At 70.4% G+C, this 21041-nt stretch carries 19 protein-coding genes; 15 read left to right on the top strand and 4 right to left on the bottom strand.

What is annotated here, in order from left to right:
* Nucleotides 1-50 precede the first annotated feature (50 nt).
* The 5 genes from FHG71_RS24310 (at nt 51) to FHG71_RS14170 (ending at nt 5305) form a co-directional block, all read left to right on the top strand.
* Nucleotides 51-689, top strand: coding sequence for a paraquat-inducible protein A (locus tag FHG71_RS24310; RefSeq protein ID WP_139082350.1), 639 nt, complete (start codon nt 51-53; stop codon nt 687-689).
* Nucleotides 665-1309, top strand: coding sequence for a paraquat-inducible protein A (locus FHG71_RS24305; protein ID WP_139082349.1), 645 nt, complete (start codon nt 665-667; stop codon nt 1307-1309). The genes FHG71_RS24310 and FHG71_RS24305 overlap by 25 nt, the downstream gene beginning before the upstream one ends.
* Complete coding sequence (locus FHG71_RS14180; RefSeq protein ID WP_139082348.1) at nt 1306-3684, top strand: MlaD family protein; 2379 nt, start codon at nt 1306-1308, stop codon at nt 3682-3684. Before FHG71_RS24305 ends, FHG71_RS14180 begins: the two co-directional genes overlap by 4 nt.
* Before the next feature lies 1 nt (nt 3685).
* A complete protein-coding gene (locus FHG71_RS14175; RefSeq protein ID WP_139082347.1) occupies nt 3686-4255 on the top strand; it encodes a PqiC family protein in 570 nt (189 codons plus the stop codon).
* A 75-nt stretch (nt 4256-4330) separates the two neighbouring features.
* Nucleotides 4331-5305: an SGNH/GDSL hydrolase family protein gene (locus FHG71_RS14170; RefSeq protein ID WP_139082346.1), complete on the top strand. Its 975-nt coding sequence runs from the start codon at nt 4331-4333 to the stop codon at nt 5303-5305.
* Here FHG71_RS14170 and FHG71_RS14165 read toward each other — a convergent pair.
* The 4 genes from FHG71_RS14165 to FHG71_RS14150 all read right to left on the bottom strand — a co-directional run bounded on the left by FHG71_RS14165 (nt 5302) and on the right by FHG71_RS14150 (nt 9143).
* Nucleotides 5302-6654 (bottom strand): formimidoylglutamate deiminase, encoded by a 1353-nt coding sequence (locus FHG71_RS14165; protein ID WP_139082345.1) that lies wholly within the window; start codon nt 6652-6654, stop codon nt 5302-5304. The two genes, FHG71_RS14170 and FHG71_RS14165, sit on opposite strands and share 4 nt — an antisense overlap.
* A gap of 192 nt (nt 6655-6846) precedes the next feature.
* Nucleotides 6847-7653 carry a 3-methyl-2-oxobutanoate hydroxymethyltransferase gene (locus tag FHG71_RS14160; RefSeq protein WP_139082344.1) on the bottom strand — a complete coding sequence of 269 codons (807 nt, stop codon included), beginning with the start codon at nt 7651-7653 and terminating at the stop codon, nt 6847-6849.
* Entirely contained in the window at nt 7653-7967 is a 315-nt protein-coding gene (locus FHG71_RS14155) for a MocE family 2Fe-2S type ferredoxin (RefSeq protein WP_139082343.1), read from the bottom strand. Before FHG71_RS14155 ends, FHG71_RS14160 begins: the two co-directional genes overlap by 1 nt.
* Nucleotides 7968-8048: 81 nt before the next feature.
* Complete coding sequence (locus FHG71_RS14150) at nt 8049-9143, bottom strand: fatty acid desaturase family protein (RefSeq protein ID WP_139082342.1); 1095 nt, start codon at nt 9141-9143, stop codon at nt 8049-8051.
* Nucleotides 9144-9297: 154 nt separating this feature from the next.
* On the opposite strand from FHG71_RS14150, the gene FHG71_RS14145 reads away from it, so the two are divergent.
* The 10 genes from FHG71_RS14145 to iolB all read left to right on the top strand — a co-directional run bounded on the left by FHG71_RS14145 (nt 9298) and on the right by iolB (nt 20607).
* Nucleotides 9298-10329 carry a LacI family DNA-binding transcriptional regulator gene (locus FHG71_RS14145; RefSeq protein WP_139082341.1) on the top strand — a complete coding sequence of 344 codons (1032 nt, stop codon included), beginning with the start codon at nt 9298-9300 and terminating at the stop codon, nt 10327-10329.
* A 163-nt stretch (nt 10330-10492) separates the two neighbouring features.
* Entirely contained in the window at nt 10493-11311 is an 819-nt protein-coding gene (locus tag FHG71_RS14140) for a TIM barrel protein (RefSeq protein WP_139082340.1), read from the top strand.
* 156 nt (nt 11312-11467) lie between these two features.
* On the top strand, nt 11468-12370 hold the full coding sequence (locus FHG71_RS14135; RefSeq protein WP_139082360.1) for a sugar ABC transporter substrate-binding protein: 903 nt from the start codon (nt 11468-11470) through the stop codon (nt 12368-12370).
* A gap of 447 nt (nt 12371-12817) precedes the next feature.
* The gene (locus FHG71_RS14130) at nt 12818-13864 is read left to right on the top strand and encodes an ABC transporter permease (protein WP_139082339.1); all 1047 of its coding nucleotides are present in this window, start codon (nt 12818-12820) and stop codon (nt 13862-13864) included.
* Between the two features lie 12 nt (nt 13865-13876).
* Nucleotides 13877-14647, top strand: a complete 771-nt coding sequence (locus tag FHG71_RS14125; RefSeq protein WP_139082338.1) for an ATP-binding cassette domain-containing protein — start codon at nt 13877-13879, stop codon at nt 14645-14647.
* A gap of 132 nt (nt 14648-14779) precedes the next feature.
* On the top strand, nt 14780-15784 hold the full coding sequence (gene iolG, locus FHG71_RS14120) for an inositol 2-dehydrogenase (protein WP_139082337.1): 1005 nt from the start codon (nt 14780-14782) through the stop codon (nt 15782-15784).
* Nucleotides 15785-15797: 13 nt separating this feature from the next.
* On the top strand, nt 15798-17720 hold the full coding sequence (locus tag FHG71_RS14115) for a bifunctional 5-dehydro-2-deoxygluconokinase/5-dehydro-2-deoxyphosphogluconate aldolase (RefSeq protein ID WP_139082336.1): 1923 nt from the start codon (nt 15798-15800) through the stop codon (nt 17718-17720).
* Entirely contained in the window at nt 17717-19546 is a 1830-nt protein-coding gene (iolD, locus tag FHG71_RS14110; protein ID WP_139082335.1) for a 3D-(3,5/4)-trihydroxycyclohexane-1,2-dione acylhydrolase (decyclizing), read from the top strand. Before FHG71_RS14115 ends, iolD begins: the two co-directional genes overlap by 4 nt.
* 54 nt (nt 19547-19600) lie before the next feature.
* Nucleotides 19601-19804, top strand: a complete 204-nt coding sequence (locus FHG71_RS14105; RefSeq protein ID WP_139082334.1) for a hypothetical protein — start codon at nt 19601-19603, stop codon at nt 19802-19804.
* Entirely contained in the window at nt 19801-20607 is an 807-nt protein-coding gene (iolB, locus tag FHG71_RS14100) for a 5-deoxy-glucuronate isomerase (RefSeq protein WP_139082333.1), read from the top strand. The genes FHG71_RS14105 and iolB overlap by 4 nt, the downstream gene beginning before the upstream one ends.
* Nucleotides 20608-21041 lie beyond the last annotated feature (434 nt).

Raw genomic sequence — 21041 nt, 5'->3', positions numbered from 1 at the left:
CCTTCGGCAGTCGCGGGCCTAAGTCACGGGGGGACAGAGGGGCAGGGGCCGTGGCGGACGGGACGGGCAACTTCGCGGACACGGCGCTGGACGGGCTCATCGCCTGCCCGGAATGCGACGCGCTCTACCGCGCCGCCGAGGTCGCGCACGGCCAGCGCGCCATCTGCGCGCGCTGCCACACCGTCCTGATCTCGCCCCGCCGCCACGCCGGGATGGCGATCATCTCGCTCGCGCTCGCGGCGGTGGTGCTCGTCCTGGGGGCGCTCTGGTTTCCCTTCCTGCGCATCGACCGGCTGGGCTTCTCGCAGGAGGCGTCGCTCTGGCAGGTCGCCACCAGCTTCGTGGGAGGCCCGCTCCTCGCGGTGTCGGTGGCGGTCACGGCGGCGATCCTAGTCCTGCCGCTCGTGCGGGCCATGCTGCTCCTCTATACGCTGGGGCCGATCGTCTTCGACCGCCCCCCCGCGCGGCAGGCGGCGCGCGCCTTCCGCCTGTCGGAGTCGCTGCGCCCCTGGTCCATGGCCGAGATCTTCGCCATCGGCTGCGCGGTCAGTCTCGTGAAGATCGCCGACCTCGCGCAGGTCTCGCTCGGCCCCGCCTTCTGGATGTTCGCGGGGCTCGTGGTGGTGACCATCGCGCAGGACCGGCTCGTCGACCGGTGGTCGGTGTGGCGCTCGATCGACCCGAGCTGATCCACCTCACCGCGCGCGAGGCGGGGCTGGTGGCCTGCCGCCGCTGCACGCGCGTCTGGCCGCTGGGCACCGCCCGCTGCGCCCGCTGCGGCGGCCAGCTCGTGTCGCGCGACCCGCGCGCGCTGTCGCGCGTCTGGGCCTGGTGGGCGGCCGGGGTGCTGGCCTACATCCCCGCCAACCTCTGGCCCATGCTCTCCACCCGCACGCTCTTCTCGACCGAGGAGGCCACGATCATCGGCGGCGCGGTCGAGCTGTGGCAGTACGGAAATCCCGGCATCGCGCTCATCATCCTCGTGGCCTCCGTGGGCATCCCGATCGCCAAGTTCCTGGCCATCGCCTTCCTCGCGCTCTCGTCCCGGCGCGGCTCGCGCACCTCGCCCGCGCGGCGGATGCAACTCTACGAGATCGTCGAATACATCGGCCGCTGGTCGATGATCGACGTGTTCGTGGTTGCGATCCTCGCTTCGCTGGTGCAACTCAACGTGGTCGCCCGGATCGACCCCGGCCCCGCCTCGCTCGCCTTCGCGCTTTCGGTGATCTTCACGATGCTCTCGGCCCAGGCCTTCGACCCCCGCACGATCTGGGACGGCATCGAGGACCGGGCCCGCGATCCCGCATGACCGATCCCGTTCCCCAGATCCCCGTGACCTCCACCCGCCGGAGCCTGTGGGAGCGCGCCTCGATCGTCTGGCTGATCCCGCTTGCCGCCACGGTCATCGCCGTGGGGGTGGCCTGGCAGCAGCTCCGCGACCAGGGCCCTCTCATCGACATCGTCTTCGAGGACGCGGCCGGCGTCGTGGCCCGAGAGACCGAGCTGCGCTTCCGCAACGTGACCGTGGGCCTCGTGGAGCGCGTCCGCTTCACCGAGGGGCTGGACCATGTCGTGGTCTCGGTCCGCGTCGACCCGGACGTGGCGCCCTACGTGGACGAGGACGCCCAGTTCTGGGTCGTCCGCCCCGAGATCACCACCCAGCGCATCACCGGCCTCGAAACCGTGCTCTCGGGCGTCTTCATCGAGGGAAGCTGGGACACCACCCCCGGCGAGATCCAGGACGAATACGTCGGCCGTGCAACGACGCCGCTCCTGCGCGCGGGGCAGGAGGGGCTGGAGTTCACGCTGCGCTCCGTCGACGGAACCCTGACCTCCGAGGTCCCCATCCTCTACCAGGGCGTGACCGTGGGCCAGGTGGGCGAGCCGCGCGTGGGCGAGGACGGCGTTTCCATCATCGCCCCGGCCGTGGTCTTCGCGCCCTACGACCGCCTCGTGACCGAAGCCACGGTGTTCTGGGACGCCTCGGGCTTCGCGCTCTCGGTGGGCGCCGCCGGGGCCGAGGTCAGCTTCGACTCGCTGTCCTCGCTGATCGTCGGCGGCCTCGCCTTCGACACCTTCGTCTCGGGCGCGCAGCCCGCCGAGGACGGGGACGTGTTCCAGGCCTTCCTCTACGAAGCCGACGCCCGCGACTCGATCTTCACCGACCCCAACTCGCCCATCCTGAACCTGTCCGCCGTCTTTTCCGGCAACATCGCGGGGCTCGCGGTCGGCGCGCCGGTGGAGCTGAACGGCCTGCGCGTGGGCGAGGTGACGGACGTGGACGGCCTGCTGGACCCCGCCCGCTTCGGCGACAACGAGGTGCATCTCCAGGCGGTCCTCGCCCTCCAGCCCGCTCGCCTGGGCCTTGAGGGCGAGGAGGGCCGGGACGAGATCTTCGCCATCCTCCAGGAGCGCGTGGCCGAGGAGGGGCTCCGCGCCCGGCTCGCCACCGGCAGCCTTCTGGGCGGGCTCAAGGTCGAGCTGGTGGAGGTCCCCGAGACCGGTCCCGCCGCCATCGACCTCGCCGCGCTGCCCTTCCCGGCGCTGCCCGTCGCCACGAGCGAGATCACCGACATCGCCGGCACCGCCGAGGGCCTGCTGGAGCGGGTGGACAACCTTCCCGTCGAGCAGCTTCTCGATTCGGCCATCTCCTTCCTCGACAACGCGTCCGTTCTCGTGGGCAGCGAGGCGACGCGGGCCATCCCGGCCGAGGTCAGCGCGCTCCTGGGCGACATCCGCGGCGTCACCGCCTCGCCCGAAGTGCAGGCGCTGCCCGAGCAGATCTCCGCCACCATCGCCGAAATCGACGCTGCCGTGGCCGAGATCCGCGGCTCCCTCGCCGACCTGCGCGAGCAGAACGCCGCCGGCCGCATCCTCGCCGCCGTCGACTCGGCCAACACGACGATCCAGCGCTTCGGCGAAGCGACCGAAGGCGTGCCCCAGCTCATCGCCCGCCTCGACGCGGTGGCCGCCAAGGCGGAGGGGCTTCCCGTCGAGGCCCTCCTGGCCGAGGTCACGGGCCTCTCGACCGAGGCCCGCACGCTCCTCGCCCAGCCCGGCCTGCAAGGGCTTCCCGCCCAGATCGGCACCCTCTCGCAGGAGGCGTCCGCCACGCTGGCCGAGGCGCGGGCCATCCTGACCGACCTGGACGACGGCCAGCTCGCCACCCGCCTGTCCTCCGCCATCGCGGCGGGCGAGGACGCGGCCCGTTCCATCCAGGCCGGCGCCGACCGGCTCCCGCAGATCGTGGAGCGGATCAACGCCCTCGTGGCCAAGGCCAACGGTCTCCCCGTCGAGCAACTGGTGGTCGAGCTGACCACGCTGTCCGCCAGCGCCAACGCGCTCGTCTCGGCCGAAAGCACCCAGGCTCTGCCCGCCGATCTGTCGGCCGCGCTCACCGAGGTCGAGGCCCTTCTGCGCGAGGCACGCGAGGGCGGGGTGGTCGCCAACGCCAACGCCGCGCTGGCCTCGGCCGCCGCCGCCGCCGAGTCTCTCCCCGCGCTGGTGGAGCGCGCCGGGGCGCTTCTCGACCAGGCGGGGACGGCCATCGGTGGCCTCGACACCTCCGGCGTCGTGCGCGAGGCGCAGGCCGCCATCCGCGAGGTGTCGGACGCCGCCAACGCCGTGGCCGACCTCGCCCGCGCCATCGAGCGCGACCCCAACTCGCTCATCTTCGGAGACTGACATGACGCTCCGCCCCTTGGCGCTTTCAGCCCTCGCGCTCCTCGCCGCCTGCGGCGGGCCGGGGCCGCTCCTGATCGCCGTCCCTCCCGCACCGGCCGAGGGGCGCGTCGGAATCGGCTTCGCTTCGGTGGAGGTTCTGGAGGTCTCGCTTCCGGCCTATGCGGACGGGGAGGAGATCTTCCTTCAGGGGCAGGGCGGCGCGCTGACCGAAGCCGGCGGCGCCGTCTGGGCCGACGATCCCTCCCGCGCCCTGACGCTCGACCTGTCGCGCGCCTTGGGCGAGCTGACCGGGGCCCAAACCGCGCCCGACCCCTGGCCCTTCGACGACGGTCCCGAGGCGCAGGTCGACGTCCGCCTGGCCGAGTTCGCGCCGGACCTGACGCGGGGCGCCTTCGTCTTGCGCGGCCAGTACTTCGTGGCGTCCCAGGACGGCTCGGGCCGCGACCGCGCGGCCGAGTTCCTCGTGACCGCGCCACTCCCGCCCGAGCCCGGCCCCGCCGCCATCGCGGCCGCCCGCGCGCAAGCCACCCTGACGCTCGCCCGGCAGATCGCGGCCGAGGGGCTGCGCTGATCCGAGCGCGCTTGCTCGCTTCAAGGGATTGTTGCTAGCCTCGGGGTCAGAGCCCCCAGTCCCGAGGTATCGTCCATGAAGCCGACCCGTCTCAAGGCCGCTCTCCTGTCGTTCGCCCTCGTGACCGGCGTTCCCCTCGGGGCCGACGCGGGCACCTTCACCAGCTTCTGGACCTTCGGCGACAGCCTGTCGGACCCCGGCAACATCTTCGCCGCGACGGGCGGGCAGGTGCCCGTCTCGCCGCCCTATGCCGGCCGCTTCTCCGACGGCCCCGTCTGGGCCGAATACATCGCGCAGGACTTCGCGGCGAAGGGCCTCGCCACCGGCAACTTCGCCTATGGCCTCGCCCGCGCCGTCACGAACGATGACGGGGCCGAGGGGTTGCCGTTCCAGATCCCCGACCTCGACCAGCAGATCGCGCTCTTCGACGCGGCCTCGGCCGGGCGGCTGGGCGACCGTCCGGTGGCGGCCATCTGGATCGGCGCCAACGACCTCTTCGCCGCCATCGGCACCGGCAGCGCCCAAGCGGTGATCGCCACCGCCACTCAGGCGGCCCAGGCCGTGCTGGGCGGCGTGGCCCAGCTCGCCGCGCGAGGCGTGGACGACGTGGTGCTCCTCAACATGGCGCCCCTGGAGCTGACCCCCGCGTTCAACGTGTTCCAGACGGCGGCCGCGCCCCTGGCCCAGCTCGGGGCCCAGACCTTCAACGCCGTGCTCGCCGCTGGAGCCGAGTCCGACGTGGCCATCGTCGACATCGACGCCGCCCTGCGCGACCTGATCGCCAACCCCGCCGCCTACGGCCTCACCGATCCGGTCCTGCCCTGCTTCGCAACGGTCAGCCCCGGCCAGCCGATGGAGCCGATCTGCACGCCGGAGCAGCTCGCCGGCAAGGCCTTCATCGACACCGTCCATCCGACCGCCAAGGTCCATGCCGCCGTGGCCGACCTCGCGCGCGAGGAGATCGCGCCCGTGCCCCTGCCGCCCGCGCTGGCCATGACCGGCACGGCGCTCCTGGCGCTCCTGGCCCTGGGCCGCCGCCGCGTGGCCTAGAGCGCTCCCCGGAGCCCTCGCACCGCCCGCCGATAGGCCGCCTCGATCCGCTCGCGCGCGACGTGGCGGCCGTCCTGGACCCGGTGCCGGCCGGCGGACCAGACATCCGTCACCAGCCGGTCGTCCCCGGCCATGATCCAGGCGTCCAGCACCGCGTCGCCCGCCAGTCCCTCCAGGTCGACATGGCCCGAGTCCAGCGCCAGCAGGTCCGCCCAGAGCCCCGGCGCGATCGCGCCCGAGGCCCGCCCGCCCGCCTGCGCGCCGCCCCGGCAGGCCGCCTCGTAGACCCGCCGTCCCGTGGACAGCTCGGTCGTCGCCAGCATGGCCCGCCCATGGTCGCGCAGCCGCTGCGTCGTCTCGAGTTGCCGCAACTCCTCGGCCAGCGCGATGCGGATGTTGCTGTCGGAGCCGACCCCGATCCGCCCGCCCGCGCCCAGCCATCGCACCCCGTCGAAAATGCCGTCGCCCAAGTTCGCCTCGGTCAGCGGGCAGACCCCGGCCACGGCCCCGGTCACGGCCAGCGCCAGCGTCTCGCGCGGTTCCATCTGCGTGCAGTGGATCAGGCACCAGCCGGCGTCCACGCCCGCGTTGCCCAGAAGCCATTCGACCGGCCGCGCTCCGGTCGCGGCACGCACCTCCGCGACCTCCTCCACCGTCTCGGCCAGGTGCATGTGAATCGGCCCGACCCCCTCGGCCAGCACCTCCCTGAGGCCGTCCAGCGAGACCGCCCGCAGCGAATGCGGCGCAGCCCCCAGATCGGAGTCGGGCAGTTCCCGCAGCGCGGCCGCGCTGTCGGCGATCAGCCGCAGGAACTGCGCCGGGTCCGTCCCGAAGCGCACCTGCCCGGGCGACAGCGGCCGCCGGTCGAGCCCGCCATACTGGTAGTGCACCGGCAGCAGCGTGAGGCCGATCCCCGAGTTGGCCGCCGCCGCCGCGATCCGTTCGGCCATCTCGGCCAGCCGCGCATAGGGGCGCCCGTCCGGCTGGTGGTGGAGATAGTGGAACTCGCAGACCCCGGCATAGCCCGCCTCAAGCATCTCCATCTGCACGAAGGCGGCGATGGCCTCGACCTGATCGGGGTCGAGCCGATCGAGGAAGCGGAACATCAGCCGCCGCCAGGTCCAGAAGCTGTCGGGCTCGGTCCCGCGCCGCTCGGTCAGGCCCGCCATCGCGCGCTGGAAGGCGTGGGAATGGAGGTTCACCGGCGCGGGCAGAAGGATCGCCCGCCGCTCGCCCTCGGGCGCAGCGCCGGGCGTCACCCCCCCGATGCGCCCGTCCTCGACCTCGATCCGCACGCCGCTGGCCCAGCCCTCGGGCAAAAGCGCCCGCTCGGCCCAGATCACCGCCATGGATTCCCCTCCCGTCGTCCGTCGGGACTTTCATACATCGCCGGACGAGCGGAGGGCATCCCGTAGGGTGGGATCGACAGGTTCGGGCGTCGCAGGCGTATTTGAGGCCAAGTTGATGAGCATCGTCCTGTCAACTTGGCCCCAAATACGCAGCCCTGGCCGGACGCCCGCGCGCCGGCCGGGGGAGGGGGCTCAGCCTTGCGCGACCAGCCAGTCGCGGAACTCGGCCACGACCTCGGCCCTGGCGCTCACCACGTAATCGGACGAGGGATAGGCGCCGCCATGCACGTCGTCGGCGAAGGCCCGCATCGCGGCGATCCGCTTCGCCTGCAGCGCGGCGTATTCGCTGCGGAAGTCGGCATAGACCTTAGCGTGGCGCGGCACCTTGCCCGCATTCTGCCCCAGCACGTCATCGGTGAAGAGGTACTGCGCATGCCCCTGCGCGCCACCACCCATCGAGATCAGGAACAGCGAGGTCCGCTCGGCGATGGCAGCCGTGATCTCCTGCGGCACGACCTCGATCTCGACGGCGAAGGCCCCGGCCTCCTCCTGCGCCCTGCACATGTCCCAGACGAGCTTGGCGCTGTCGAGCGTCTTGCCCACGGCCTTGAAGCCGCCGGTCCAGGTGCGCTTCGACGGGATCAGGCCCACGTGCCCGCAGACCGGGATGCCATGCTCCGCGAGCGCCCGCACGGTCTTGAGCGACCCCGAGCAGTAGACCGCGTCCGCGCCGTGCTTGTAAAGCGGGAAGGCCCATCTCAGGAAATCGGACGTGTCCCCGATCTCGTAGAAGTTGTCGCCCGGACAGGCGAAGGCGTTGGGCGCGACCTCGCGAAAGCGGCGGTCCAGGATCATCGCCGGCGGCACCGAGAGCATCTCGACCCCTGCCTTCTCGGCGGCCTCGGCCTCCTCCAGCGTCTCGACGCGGAGCATGGCGAACCGGTGCCTGCCGCGCGCGGCGCGCAGGTCCGCGACGGTCCAGCGTTGCGATGGTCCCATCACTCCACCTGCACGAGCACGCGCCCGCCTTCGGACCTGGCCGGGTAGGTCTTCAGGTTCACGCAGACCGGCGCGCGCTTGGCCTGACCCGTCCGGTAGTCGAACTGGCCGTTATGCTTGGGGCACTCGATCACGTAGTCCATCACCAGGCCTCCCGCGAGGTGAACGTTCTCGTGCGTGCAGATCCCGTCGGTGCAGAAGAACTCGCCGTCCGGGCTGTGGTAGATGGCGTAGGTGCGCCCGCCATGATCCCAGCGCATCACGTCCTCTTCGTCGATCTCGTCCGCCGCGCAGGCATCGACCCATTGGGGCATTGGTGGTTCCTTCCCTCGTAAGCTTGTTGTTCGGCTAGGCGTTACGGCCCGGCCGGTTGTCGGTCGTCCCTGATGGTCCGCCTATTCGGCCGCCACGGCCCCACCCAGCGCCTCGACGTGGAAGTCCTCGCGGTAGGGTTTTGCCGTGGCGGGCAATTCGCGCCGCAGGAAGTAGTCCTCGTGCCGGAGCTGACTTTTCAGCGCGGGCCACATCTCGCGGAAGCCTTCGGCGATCGAGGCGTTGGGCGCGGGCAGGTCGTGCTTGATCAGCTCGTGCAGCCTCGGCAGCGCGTGGTAGGGCACCATGGGGAACATGTGGTGCTCCACGTGGTAGTTCATGTTCCAGTAGATGAAGCGCGACACCGGATTCATGTGGACGGTGCGCGAATTCAGCCGGTGGTCGATGACGTTGTCGGCCAGCCCGCCATGCTGCAGCAGCCCCGTCATGATATGGTGCCAGGCGCCGTAAAGGCGCGGGCCGCCGATCAGCAGCAGCGGGATGATCGAGCCGGTGGCAACCGCGACCGTGATCGTGGCGGCGTAGATCAGCGTCCAGAGGCGGGCGACGCGCACGACCTTGGGCCATTCGCTTTCCGGCACGAAGGTCTGCTCCTCCGGGTGCAGCTTTCCGCTCGCGTTGAGCAGCATCCGGGTCCAGCCGCTCCAACCGTCGAGGATGCCGAAGAAGTTCAGCACCAGCTTGAAGAACGCTGGCGGCCGCATGATCGCGATCTCGGGGTCGCGGCCGACGATGTAGGTGTCGGTGTGGTGGCGCGCGTGGCTCCAGCGCCAGGTGTGCGGGTTCCGCACGATCATGAAGCAGGCGATCTGGTAAACGACGTCGTTCATCCACGGCGTCTTGAAGGCCGTGCCGTGCGACGATTCATGCCAGCGCGAATCCGAGGCCGAGCCGTAGAGCACGCCGTAGGACAGCCAGAAGGGCACCGACAGCCAGGGATGCCCCGTCAGCATCAGAGCGATGGCGATCCCCGCGAAGACGGCCATGAGCCCCAGCCATAGGATGGTGTCCCGGATGGCCGGGCCGTCCTTGCGCTGCATCAGCTCCTTCATGACCTTCCGCGGCACCTCCGTGTGGTACCACTCGGCGGCGGCCAGCCCCGTCTCCACGGCGCGGCGGCCGTCAGGGCCCAGCAGGCTGTAGTCTCTCGTCCCCATATGCTCCTCCCCGAGCGTGTCGCGATGTCAGGATGTGGCCCCGGTCCTTACCGGAAGGCGACAAACTCTCCCACTAACCCTGCTGGACATTCCGTCACCGCCCATCAGAGATGGGAGGGAACATTGAGGCGAAACCATCAAAGGTGTCGAAACCATGGCACGCCGCCCGACCATCCAGGACGTCGCCAAGGCCGCGGGCGTGAGCCAGGCCACCGTGGACCGCGTGCTCAACGGCCGCGAGAACGTGCGCGAGGAAACGGCGCGCCGCGTCTACGAGGCGGCGCGGCGCATCGGCTACCACGCCACGCCGCTCATCGCGCAACGGCTCCAGGCCGAGATCCCCGTGCTGCGCATGGGCGTCGTGCTCCACAAGGAGAAGCAGGCCTTCTATCAGGCTTTCGCCGCCGAGCTGGAGGCCGCCGCGCGCCGGGCCACGGGCGTCCGGGTGCGACTCGTGCTCGAATTCGCCGCCTCCCAGGCGCCCTCGGATTTCGCCACTCTGATGCTGGGGATGCGTGGCCGGGCCGACGCGGTCGCGGCCAGCGCAGTCACCCATCCCGACGTGACCGACGCGGTGACATCCCTCAAGTCGGCCGGGATTCCCTGTTTCGCGCTCCTCAACGACTTTGCGCCCGGCGTGCGGCAAAGCTACCTGGGTCTCAACAACCTCAAGGTCGGGCGCATCGCTGCGTCCATGATCGGCCTCGCGGCGCACCGGCCCGGCAAGGTCGCCGTCTTCGTGGGCGGCTACCGCTGGCACGGCCACGAGCTGCGCGAGGCCGGATTCCGTAGCTGGTTCCGTGAGTTCGCCCCCCAGTTCCAGGTGCTCGACACGCTGGTGAACCTCGAGACGCGCCAGCTCACCTACGAGGCCACGCTCGATCTCCTGTCGCGTCAGAAGGAGCTGCGGGGCATCTACTGCGCCGGCGGCGGGATGGAAGGCGCCATCGCTGCGCTGCGGGAAATCCGCAAACCTCACGAGGTTTGCCTAGTTGTGAACGAACTGACGCCCCAATCCCGTGGTGCATTGGTGGACGGGTTCGCCACCATGGTGATCGCCACCCCGCTTTCTCAGCTTTGCGACGATCTCGTGCGTCTCATGGCCGAAGCGGTGCGGAGCGGACCCTCGGAGGTGGCGGGGCAGCACTTCCTCCGACCGGAACTGATTCTGCCCGAGTCGGTCTGACGAAAACCCGTCATGGGTCTGAGGTTCTAGGCGTCAAAGATGAAGAATTCGTTAAGGCCTCGGATTGACGGACGGGCCCTCACGGCCGCAAGCAGCACCTCGTCAGACGCGGGAGTGCGAGCGGCGATCAACGCGGCCGGCCACGCGGGAGGAAGACCCTGAAATGCTGCCCTTTGCATTGAACCACATGACCGTGGCCCGCATGACCTATGCCGGCCTCCTGGACACCGCGCAGGCGTTGGGATGCGTCGGCGTCGAGGTCCGCAACGACCTGCCGCAGCCCCTGTTCGACGGCCTGGCCCCCGAGGCAGCCGGCGAGTTGGCGCGAGAGAAGGGCCTGCGCATCCTCGCGCTGGCCGAGGTCAAGCGCTTCAACGACTGGTCCGACGCCAAGCGCGACGAGGCGCTGGCGCTGATGAAGACCGCGCAGGCCTGCGGCGCCGAGGCCGTGGCCCTCATCCCGCGCAACGACAACGGCGGCATGGGCAACGGCGAGCGGCAGGCCAACCTCCGCGTCGCCCTGCGCGAGCTCAAGCCCATGCTGGAGGACCACGGCCTCACAGGCCTCGTGGAGCCCCTGGGCTTCGAGATCTGCGCGCTGCGCCACAAGGCCGAGGCCGTCGAGGCCATCGAGGCTCTGGATGCCGTCGGCCGCTTTAAGGTCGTGCACGACACCTTCCACCACCACCTCGCCCATGGCGGGCCGCTGTTCCCCGCGCACACGGGCATCGTCCACATCTCCGGCGTCGTCGACCCGGCGCTCGCCGTGAGCGAGATGGGCGACCAGCACCGCGTGCTCGTGGATGGCGCTGACCGCCTGGGCAACGTGGCCCAGATCGCCGCGCTCGAGGCGGCGGGCTACCGGGGCGCGATCAGCTTCGAATGCTTCGCGCCCGAGGTTCACGGGCTGGCCGACCCCGTCGGCGGCCTCCGCAAGTCCATCGACTTCATCGCCGCGCAGCTCGCGGCGAAGGCGGCATGACCAGGGCCGCCAGGGATCGGGCCTCCTAGGGACAGGGGGCCTTCCGGCACAGGGCGCGGCGGACCGGACGCCGCTTGATTGGGAGGGATTACCTTGAACACGAAGCTTCTTCTTGGCGCGGCCGTCATCGCCGCCGCCGCGGGCGGCATCGCCGTCATGTCGTCGGCGGGCGGCTCCAAGACCGTCGGCGTCTCGATGGCGGCCTTCGACGACAACTTCCTGACCGTCCTGCGCAACGGCATGACCGAATATGCCGGAACGAAGGAAGGCCTCGAACTGGCGGTCGAGGATGCCACCAACGACGTCGGCAAGCAGCTCAACCAAGTCGAGAACTTCATCGCCGCGGGCGTGGACGCCATCATCGTCAACGCCGTGGACACCTCGGCCACCCAGGCCATCACGGACGCCGCCGCCGCCGCGGGCATCCCGCTGGTCTACGTGAACCGCGAGCCGATCAACGTCGACGCCCTTCCCGACAACCAGGCCTTCGTCGCCTCCAACGAGGTCGACTCGGGCACGCTTCAGACCAAGGAAGTCTGCCGCCTCCTCAAGGAGCAGGGCGCGACCGCTGCGAACATCATCGTCATGCAGGGCGAGCTCAGCAACCAGGCCGCCGTGGTACGCACCAAGGACGTCCACGACGTCATCGCCACGCCCGACTGCTCGTTCATGACGGTGGTCGAGGAGCAGACCGGCAACTGGCAGCGCCAGCAGGGCGCCGACCTCATGACCAACTGGATCACGGCCGGCATCAAGTTCGACGCCGTGATCTCGAACAACGACGAGATGGCCATCGGCGCGATCCAGGCGCTCAAGTCCTCGGGCGTCTCCATGGATGACGTGATCGTCGCCGGCATCGACGCCACGCAGGACGCGCTGGCGGCCATGCAGGCGGGCGACCTCGACGTGACCGTGTTCCAGAACGCCGCCGGCCAGGGCCGGGGCGCGCTCGACGCGGCGCTGGCGCTGGCCGAAGGCCAGGCCGTCGAGCAGAAGGTCTACATCCCCTTCGAGCTCGTCACGCCCGCCAACATCCAGGACTACCTGACCGCGAACTGATCGCGTCCCCGGACGTGCGACCCCGGCCGCCCGAGGGCGGCCGGGGAACAAGGCCCAGAAAGGACCCCCCGATGAGCACGACGCATCTCCAGGCCGCCGCCGATCCCGGTGCCGCGACCGGACGCCTCTCGGTCGCGGCGCGGGTCCCCGAGGCGGCGGCGTGACCGCCCGCCGCGAGGGGAGGGCCGTCGACCCGTCCCGGTCGTCCAGGGCCGCCGGACGTCCCATAGGGGACGGGGCCGGCGCGGGTCCGGACGCCGCGAGGACGGCCGAGCGGCCACCCCAGGTTCCGGCCCGGCGCGCGGCGCCGGCCAGCATGCGGAATTGCCTGACGGCCGCCTGAGGCGTCGGGAGAATGCCCGGGGCCTTCAGGCATCCGGTTTCGCGGGACGGCGCCCCAGGTGCCGGCCCGCTTCTCAACCCCAAACCGGCAGGAGAAGATCACCCATGGCCGAACTCGCAATCAACACCGGGAGGGCCGCCGGGCCGGCGAAACGCCGGAACTGGCCCATGGAGCTCAACGCCCTCTTCGGCCTCGTGGCCCTCGCGCTCATCTTCGAACTCGCGGGATGGTTCATCCGGGGCGACAGCTTCCTCATGAACTGGTCGCGCCTGTCGATCATGATTCTCCAGGTGTCGGTCATCGGCATCATCGCCGTGGGCGTGACGCAGGTCATCATCACCGGCGGCATCGACCTCAGCTCGGGCTCCATCGTCGGCGCCACGGCCATCATCGCCATGAGCTTCGCGCAGGCCGGCGAGCGCAACGGCCAGGAGTTCACCGACGCCGTGTTCTGGGCCCAAGGCTGGGTCGACCTGCCCGTGATGGTGCCGATCCTGGTGGGCCTGGCGATGGGCCTGCTCGCGGGCTTCGTCAACGGCGCGGTCATCGCCTACACCAAGATCCCGCCCTTCATCGCCACGCTCGGCATGATGGTGACCGCGCGCGGCGTGGCCAAGTGGTGGACCGAAGGCCAGGCCGTGTCGAACCCGACCGAGTCCTTCACCGCGCTGGGCTCGGGCATGATGCCCGTGGTCATCTTCGCGCTCGTGGCCATCCTGTTCCACCTGATCCTGAGCCACACGCTCTACGGCCGGCACACCTACGCCATCGGCTCGAACCCCGCCGCCGCGCGCATGGCCGGCATCAGCGTCGAGAAGCACCTCGTCCTGGTCTACTCGATCGCCGGGATGCTCTCGGCCGTCGCGGGCCTGGTGGCCGCCTCGCGCGCGCTGACCGCGCAGGCCGGCATGGGCCAGATGTACGAGCTCGACGCCATCGCCATGGCGGTGATCGGCGGCGTGTCGCTGATCGGCGGCCGGGGCTCCATCATCGGGACCTTCATCGGGATGCTGATCTTCGGGGTCATCATCTCCGGCTTCACCTTCCTTCGCGTCGACGCCTACTACCAGGAGATGATCAAGGGCGCGATCATCGTGGCCGCCGTCGTGGCCGACATCTACCGGCAGAAGCGCCGCGGCATCGTGGACTGAGGATAACAGAACATGGCAAAGACCGTTCTCAAGACGGAAGGCCTCACCAAGCACTACGGGGGCATCCATGCCCTCGTGGACGCGGACTTCGAGGTCAGGGAAGGCGAGCACGTCGCCATCGTGGGCGACAACGGCGCCGGCAAGTCCACCTTCGTGCGTCAGATCACCGGCGTGGAGCAGCGCACCGGCGGCCGGATCTTCTTCGACGGCAGGGAAGTGGCCTTCAAGGGCCCCCTCGACGCCCGTGAAGCCGGCATGGAATGCGTGTTCCAGAACCTCGCGCTCGCCGACGACCTGGACGTGCCCGCCAACCTGTTCCTGGGGCGCGAGAAGACCCTCGTGAACCTCGGGCCCTTCTCGATCCTCGACAAGCGCGCGATGCGCAAGGCGACCGAGGAAGGCCTCAAGCGGACCGGCGTGCGCATCCCGCGGCTCGACTTCCCGATCCGCCGGATGTCGGGCGGCCAGCGTCAGGGCGTCGCGATCGCACGCTCGGCCACCTTCGCCTCCAAGCTCATCATCATGGACGAGCCGACGGCGGCGCTGGGCGTGCAGGAGACCGCGCAGGTCGAGAACATCATCCGGACCCTCAAGGCCCAGGGCATCTCGCTGATCCTCATCAGCCACAACCTGCGCCAGGTCTTCGACCTCGCCGACCGGATCGTGGTGTTCCGGCGCGGGCACATCGTCGCCAACCTCCGCAAGGAGGAAACCGACGGCTCCGACATCGTGGCCTACATCACCGGCGTGAAGACGCAGAACACCGCCGCGGCGATGATGTGATCCGCTGATGGGTTCGACCTCAGACGCATCAGGAATGATGCGATCTGCTGGAGCCCGGACCCCCGGCCGCAGTATCAGGACGACAAGGACCCCCGCTTCGGCGGGGGTCGGCTTTAGCAGGGACCTATCTCCATGACTGTGAAATTCGGGCTTCTCGGCGCGGGCCGCATCGGCAAGGTGCACGCGCGCGCGATCCGCTCCGACGCCAACGCCGAGCTGGTGGCCGTCGCCGACGCCTTCCCCGCCGCCGCCGAGGCCATCGCCAACGAATACGGCTGCGCCATCCGCACGATCGAGGAGATCGAGGCCTCCTCGGACATAGACGCGGTGGTGATCTGCACGCCCACCGACACCCACGCCGACCTGATCGAGCGCTTCGCCCGCGCCGGCAAGGCGGTCTTCTGCGAGAAGCCGGTGGACCTCTCGGTCGCCCGCGTCCAGGACTGCCTCAAGGTCGTCGAGGAGACCGGCGCCACGCTGATGGTGGGCTTCAACCGCCGCTTCGACCCCGACTTCATGGCCGTCAAGGCCGCCATCGACGCGGGCACCGTCGGGGACGTGGAGATGGTCACCATCTCCTCGCGCGACCCCGGCGCCCCCCCGGCCGACTACATCAAGCGCTCGGGCGGCATCTTCCGCGACATGACCATCCACGACTTCGACATGGCGCGCTGGCTCCTGGGCGAGGAGCCCGAGACGGTGATGGCCTCGGCTTCCGTCCTGACGGACCCCGCCATCGGCGAGCTCGGCGACTACGACTCGGTTAACGTCATCCTGCGCACCGCGAGCGGCAGGCAGGCGATCATCACCAACTCGCGCCGCGCCACCTACGGCTACGACCAGCGCATCGAGGTGCTGGGCTCCAACGGCTCGGTCGCGGCCGAGAACATGCGCGAGGCCAACATCGAGATCGCGACGGCGAACGGCTTCACGCGCCCGCCGCTTCTCAACTTCTTCATGACGCGGTACATCGCGGCCTATGCCAACGAGATCGCGGGCTTCATCAAGGCGGTCAACGGCGGGGGCCAGACCCCCACCACCGGCGAGGACGGGCTCAAGGCCCTGGCGCTCGCCGATGCCGCCCTTCTCTCGGCGCAGCAGGGCCGCGCCGTGAAGGTGTCCGAGATCCTCGGCTAAGGGAGGGAACCCCATGACCAAGACGCTGGACGTCATCACCATCGGCCGGTCCTCGGTGGACCTTTACGGCGCCCAGGTGGGCGGGCGGCTCGAGGACATGGGGTCCTTCCAGAAGTACATCGGCGGCAGCCCTACCAACATGGCGGCGGGCACCGCGCGGCTCGGCCTCAAGTCGGCCCTCATCACGAGGGTCGGCGACGAGCACATGGGCCGCTTCATCCGCGAGGAGCTGGCCAAGGAGGGCGTGGACGTCCGCGGCGTCGTCACCGACCCCGAGCGCCTGACCGCTCTCGTGATCCTGGGCATCCGCGACCAGGAGAGCTTCCCGCTCATCTTCTACCGCGCCGACTGCGCCGACATGGCGCTCTGCGAGGACGACATCGACCCGTCCTTCATCAGCGAGGCCCGCGCGGTGGTCGCCACCGGCACGCACCTCTCGCACTCCCGCACCGAGGCCGCCGTCCTCAAGGCGCTGCGCCTCGCCCGCGAGAGCGGCGCGCAGACCGCGCTCGACATCGACTACCGCCCGAACCTCTGGGGCCTCGCCGGCCACGGGGCCGGGGAGTCGCGCTTCATCGAGAGCGCGGCCGTCACGGCGAAGCTTCAGACGCACCTGCACCTCTTCGACCTGATCGTGGGCACCGAGGAGGAGTTCCACATCGCGGGCGGCTCGACCGACACCGTCGAGGCGCTCCGCGCCGTCCGCGCCGTCTCCAAGGCTCACCTGATCTGCAAGCGCGGGGCCAAGGGCGCGGTGGCCTTCACCGGCGCGATCCCCGACAGCCTCGACGACGGCGAGACCGGCCCCGGTTTCCCCATCGAGGTGTTCAACGTGCTGGGCGCGGGCGACGGCTTCATGTCCGGCCTGCTCAAGGGCTGGCTCGACGGCGAGGACTGGCCCACGGCGCTCAAATACGCCAACGCCTGCGGCGCCTTCGCCGTCTCGCGCCACGGCTGCACGCCCGCCTATCCGTCGCTGGAGGAGATGGAGTTCTTCCTGGCCCGCGGCGTCCAGACGCCCGCGCTCCGCAAGGACGCCCAACTTGAACAGATCCACTGGTCCACGAACCGCCATGGCACCTGGGACCGGATGCGCGTCTTCGCCTTCGACCACCGCAAGCAATTGGAGGAGATGGAGGGTGCGACGCCCGAGAGGATCGGAGCCTTCAAGACCCTCTGCCTGGAGGCCGCCCAGGCCGTCGCGAACGGCCAGCACGGCTACGGCATCCTCTGCGACGGCCGCCTCGGCCGCGACGCCCTCTACAAGGCGGCCGGCACCGGCCTCTGGATCGGCCGCCCGGTCGAATGGCCCGGCTCCCGCCCTCTGACGCTGGAGCCCGAGATCGGCCCCGACTTCGGCGGCCTCTCGGAATGGCCGCTGGAGCATGTCGTCAAGGTCCTCTGCTTCTGCCACCCCGACGACGACGCGGCGATGTGGGCGGAGCAGGAGGCGACGCTGATCCGCCTCTTCGCGGCTGCCCGCCGCAACCGACTGGAGGTCCTCCTGGAGGTGATCCCCTCCAAGGTGGGCCTGGTGGACGACGACACCACCGCCCGCATCATCGACCGCATTTACGCCCTCGGCCTCTACCCCGACTGGTGGAAGCTCGAACCCTTCAAGACGCAAGCGGCTTGGGCCAAGGCCTGCGGCGCCATCACCGCCCATGACCCGCACGTGCGCGGCGTCGTGGTCCTGGGCCTCGACGCCCTCGCCGAGGAGCTGGCCGCGAGCTTCGCGCTCGCCGCCGCCCAGCCTCTCGTGAAGGGCTTCGCCGTCGGCCGCACGATCTTCGCCGACGCCGCCCGTGCCTGGCTCACGGGCCGGATGACCGACGCCGAAGCCATCGAGCAGATGGCCGCCCGATTCCGCGCCCTCGCCGAGACCTGGGACCGCGCCCGCGCGGGCGCCCCCGCTGCCCAAGGACACGCCGCATGACCACGATCCGCCTCACCGCCGCGCAGGCCATGGTGCGCTGGCTCCAGAACCAACTCGCCGAGGATGGCACCCCCTTCATCTCCGGCTGCTGGGCCATCTTCGGCCACGGCAACGTCGCCGGGATCGGCGAGGCGCTGCACGGGGCGCGCGAGACCTTTCCGACCTACCGCGGCCACAACGAGCAGGGCATGGCCCACGCCGCCATCGCCTACGCCAAGCAGCTTGGCCGGCAGCACGCGATGATGGTGACCTCCTCCATCGGGCCGGGCGCGCTCAACATGGTCACGGCCGCGGGCCTCGCCCATGTCAACCGCCTGCCGGTCCTGTTCGTCGCCGGCGACGTCTTCGCCAACCGCGGCCCCGACCCGGTGCTCCAGCAGCTTGAGGACTTCAACGACGGCACCGTCTCGGTCAACGACTGCTTCCGCCCCGTCTCGCGCTACTACGACCGGATCGAGCGGCCCGAGCAGCTCCTGACCGCGCTGCCCCGCGCCATGCGGACGCTCACCGACCCCGCCGACTGCGGCCCGGCGACGCTCGCTTTCTGCCAGGACGTGCAGGCCGAGGCCTACGACTACCCGGCCTCGTTCTTCGAACCCCGCACTTGGCGCCGCCGCCGCCCGCAGCCCGACCCGGTCGAAGTGCAGGCCGTCGTGGACCTCATCAAGGGCGCGGAGGCCCCTGTGATCATCGCCGGCGGCGGCGTCCACTACGGGCAGGCGACCGAGGCGCTGCGCCGCTTCGCGGAAGCCACCGGCATTCCCGTGATCGAGACGCAGGCCGGCAAGTCCTCGCTCCCCTGGGACCATCCCTTGAACCTCGGCGCCGTGGGCGTCACCGGCACCGCGAGCGCCAACGCCGTTGCGGCGCAGGCCGACCTCGTCCTCGGCGTCGGCACGCGCTTCCAGGACTTCACCACCGGCTCCTGGTCGCTCTTCTCCCGCCCGAACCGCCGGCTCGTCAGCCTCAACGTCCAGGCCTACGACGCGGTGAAGCACGGGGCCGAGCCCTTGTGCTGCGACGCCGAGGCCGGCCTTGCGGCGCTCCTCGCACAGCTTGACGGCCACAAGGTCAGGCCGATCCCCGCCAGCCTCAAGGCCGACTGGTTCGCCGACGTCGACCCGCTCACCGCCGCGCCCGAGGGCAACGCGGGCCTGCCCACCGACCAGCAGGTGATCGGCGCCGTCCAGCGCGCGGCGGGCCCCGACACGGTGGTCATGTGCGCCGCCGGCACCATGCCGGGCGAGCTGCACAAGCTCTGGAAGGCCACGCGCCCCATGTCCTACCACATGGAGTACGGCTTCTCGACCATGGGTTACGAGGTGGCGGGCGCGCTCGGCATCAAGATGGCCGAGCCCGACCGCGACGTGGTCTGCATGGTGGGCGACGGCAGCTACATGATGATGAACAGCGAGATGGCCACCGCCGCGATGATGCAGGTGCCCTTCACCGTCGTCATCACCGACAACCGGGGCTACGGCTGCATCAACCGCCTCCAGATGTCGACCGGGGGCGCGGAGTTTAACAACCTCCTCAAGGACGCCCACGGCGGCTCCAACAGCGCCATCGACTTCGTGGCCCACGCGGCCAGCATGGGCGCCACCGCCATCAAGGCGGGCTCCATCGCCGAACTGGAAGCCGCGCTCGCGAAGCGTCACGAGGCCCGCGGCCCCTACGTCGTCGTCATCGACACCGACCCCTATCCCTCCACGCCGCATGGTGGCCACTGGTGGGACGTGGCCGTGCCCGAGGTCTCGGCCCGCGCGCAGGTGCGGGCCAGCCGCCAGGCCTACGAAGACCGCCTGAAGGAGCAGATCCGAACCTGATCCCCCACGGCCCCGGCACCGCCCGGGGCCGCCAGCCGCCAAGGGAGCCGCCTTATGGACCGCCTCTTCGACCTCAACCACCCCTTTTTCATCCCGCTCTGGCGGCGCGTCGCCATCGTCGTGGCCTGCGTGCTCTGGGCGATGGTCGAGGCCGCCACGGGCAGCATCATGTGGTCGGCGCTTTTCGCCTCGATCGGGCTCTATTGCGGCTGGCACTTCTTCTTCAACTTCCACCCCCGTCCGCCCGAGGAAAAATGAGCCGCCTCCTGATCCACCCCGCCGGGGAGACCGGCAAGGTCCACGACATCACCCCCGCCTCCGCCGGCTGGGGCTACGTGGGCTTCGGCCTTTACCGCCTCAAGGCCGGCGAGACGGCCCGGGAAGCCACGGGCGACACCGAGGTCATCCTTGTCCTGGTCGAGGGCAAGGCCCGCATCCAGGGCGCAGGGAAGGACTGGGGCGAGATGGGCGACCGCATGGACGTCTTCGAGAAGACGCCGCCCCACTGCCTTTACCTCCCCAACGGCACGGACTGGGAGGCCACGGCCACCACCGACTGCACGCTCGCCGTCTGCACCGCGCCGGGGCAGGGTGGCCACGAGGCCCAGCGCCTCGGCCCCGAGGGGATCACCCTCACGCCACGCGGCAAGGGCACCAACACCCGCCACGTCAACAACATCGCCATGGAAGGGCGCGACGTGGCCGACTCGCTCCTCGTGACCGAGGTCTTCACCCCCGCCGGCCACTGGTCCAGCTACCCGAGCCACCGTCATGACGAGGACGACTTCCCCCGCATGACCTACCTCGAAGAAACCTACTACATGCGCCTGAACCCCGCGCAGGGCTTCGGCATCCAGCGGGTCTACACCGAGGACGGCTCGCTCGACGAGACCATGGCGGTCAAGAACCACGACGTGACGCTCGTCCCCAAGGGCCACCACCCCTGCGGCGCGCCCTACGGCTACGAGATGTACTACCTCAACGTCATGGCCGGCCCGATCCGCAAGTGGCGCTTCCAGAACGACCCCGACCACGACTGGATCGCGCAACGGGACGCCTGAGGCAGGCTAGGCCCGGTTCCGCCACGAGGCGGGTCGGGCCCTCCGCGACACGGCCGACCATGTCGGAAGCCGGGAGGTCCCGCCAAGAGGCGATCTCCTGTGGTTCCCCGCGACACCATCGCCTGCCATCGGTGGCGTCGCCATCATCGCCGTCGCGCCCCCGCCGGTCCCGGCCAACGGCTTGCCGCGCCCCGGCCGCCTCACGCCCCCGCAAGCCGGCCCGAGCCCCGCTTCGGACGCCTCGCCTCGCGCCCGTGGTGCGCCTCACCCGCTCGACGGGCGTTCTGCGCTCCGGGCAGGGTGTTGCGCGGATCGGGGTAGGACCGTTCGGTGCTGTAGGAAACCGTTAACCCGCTTGGGTCAGGCTGAACCCCAAGGGGACCCGAGCGCGCCCCGCCACGATCCGTCCCCCGTGCCTGCCCGGACAGTTCCAC

The organism is Rubellimicrobium roseum (assembly GCF_006152145.1).
GTDB lineage: Bacteria > Pseudomonadota > Alphaproteobacteria > Rhodobacterales > Rhodobacteraceae > Rubellimicrobium > Rubellimicrobium roseum.
The sequence above is the reverse complement of the archived record's forward strand: the minus strand, read 5'-3'. Positions and strand labels throughout refer to the sequence as shown.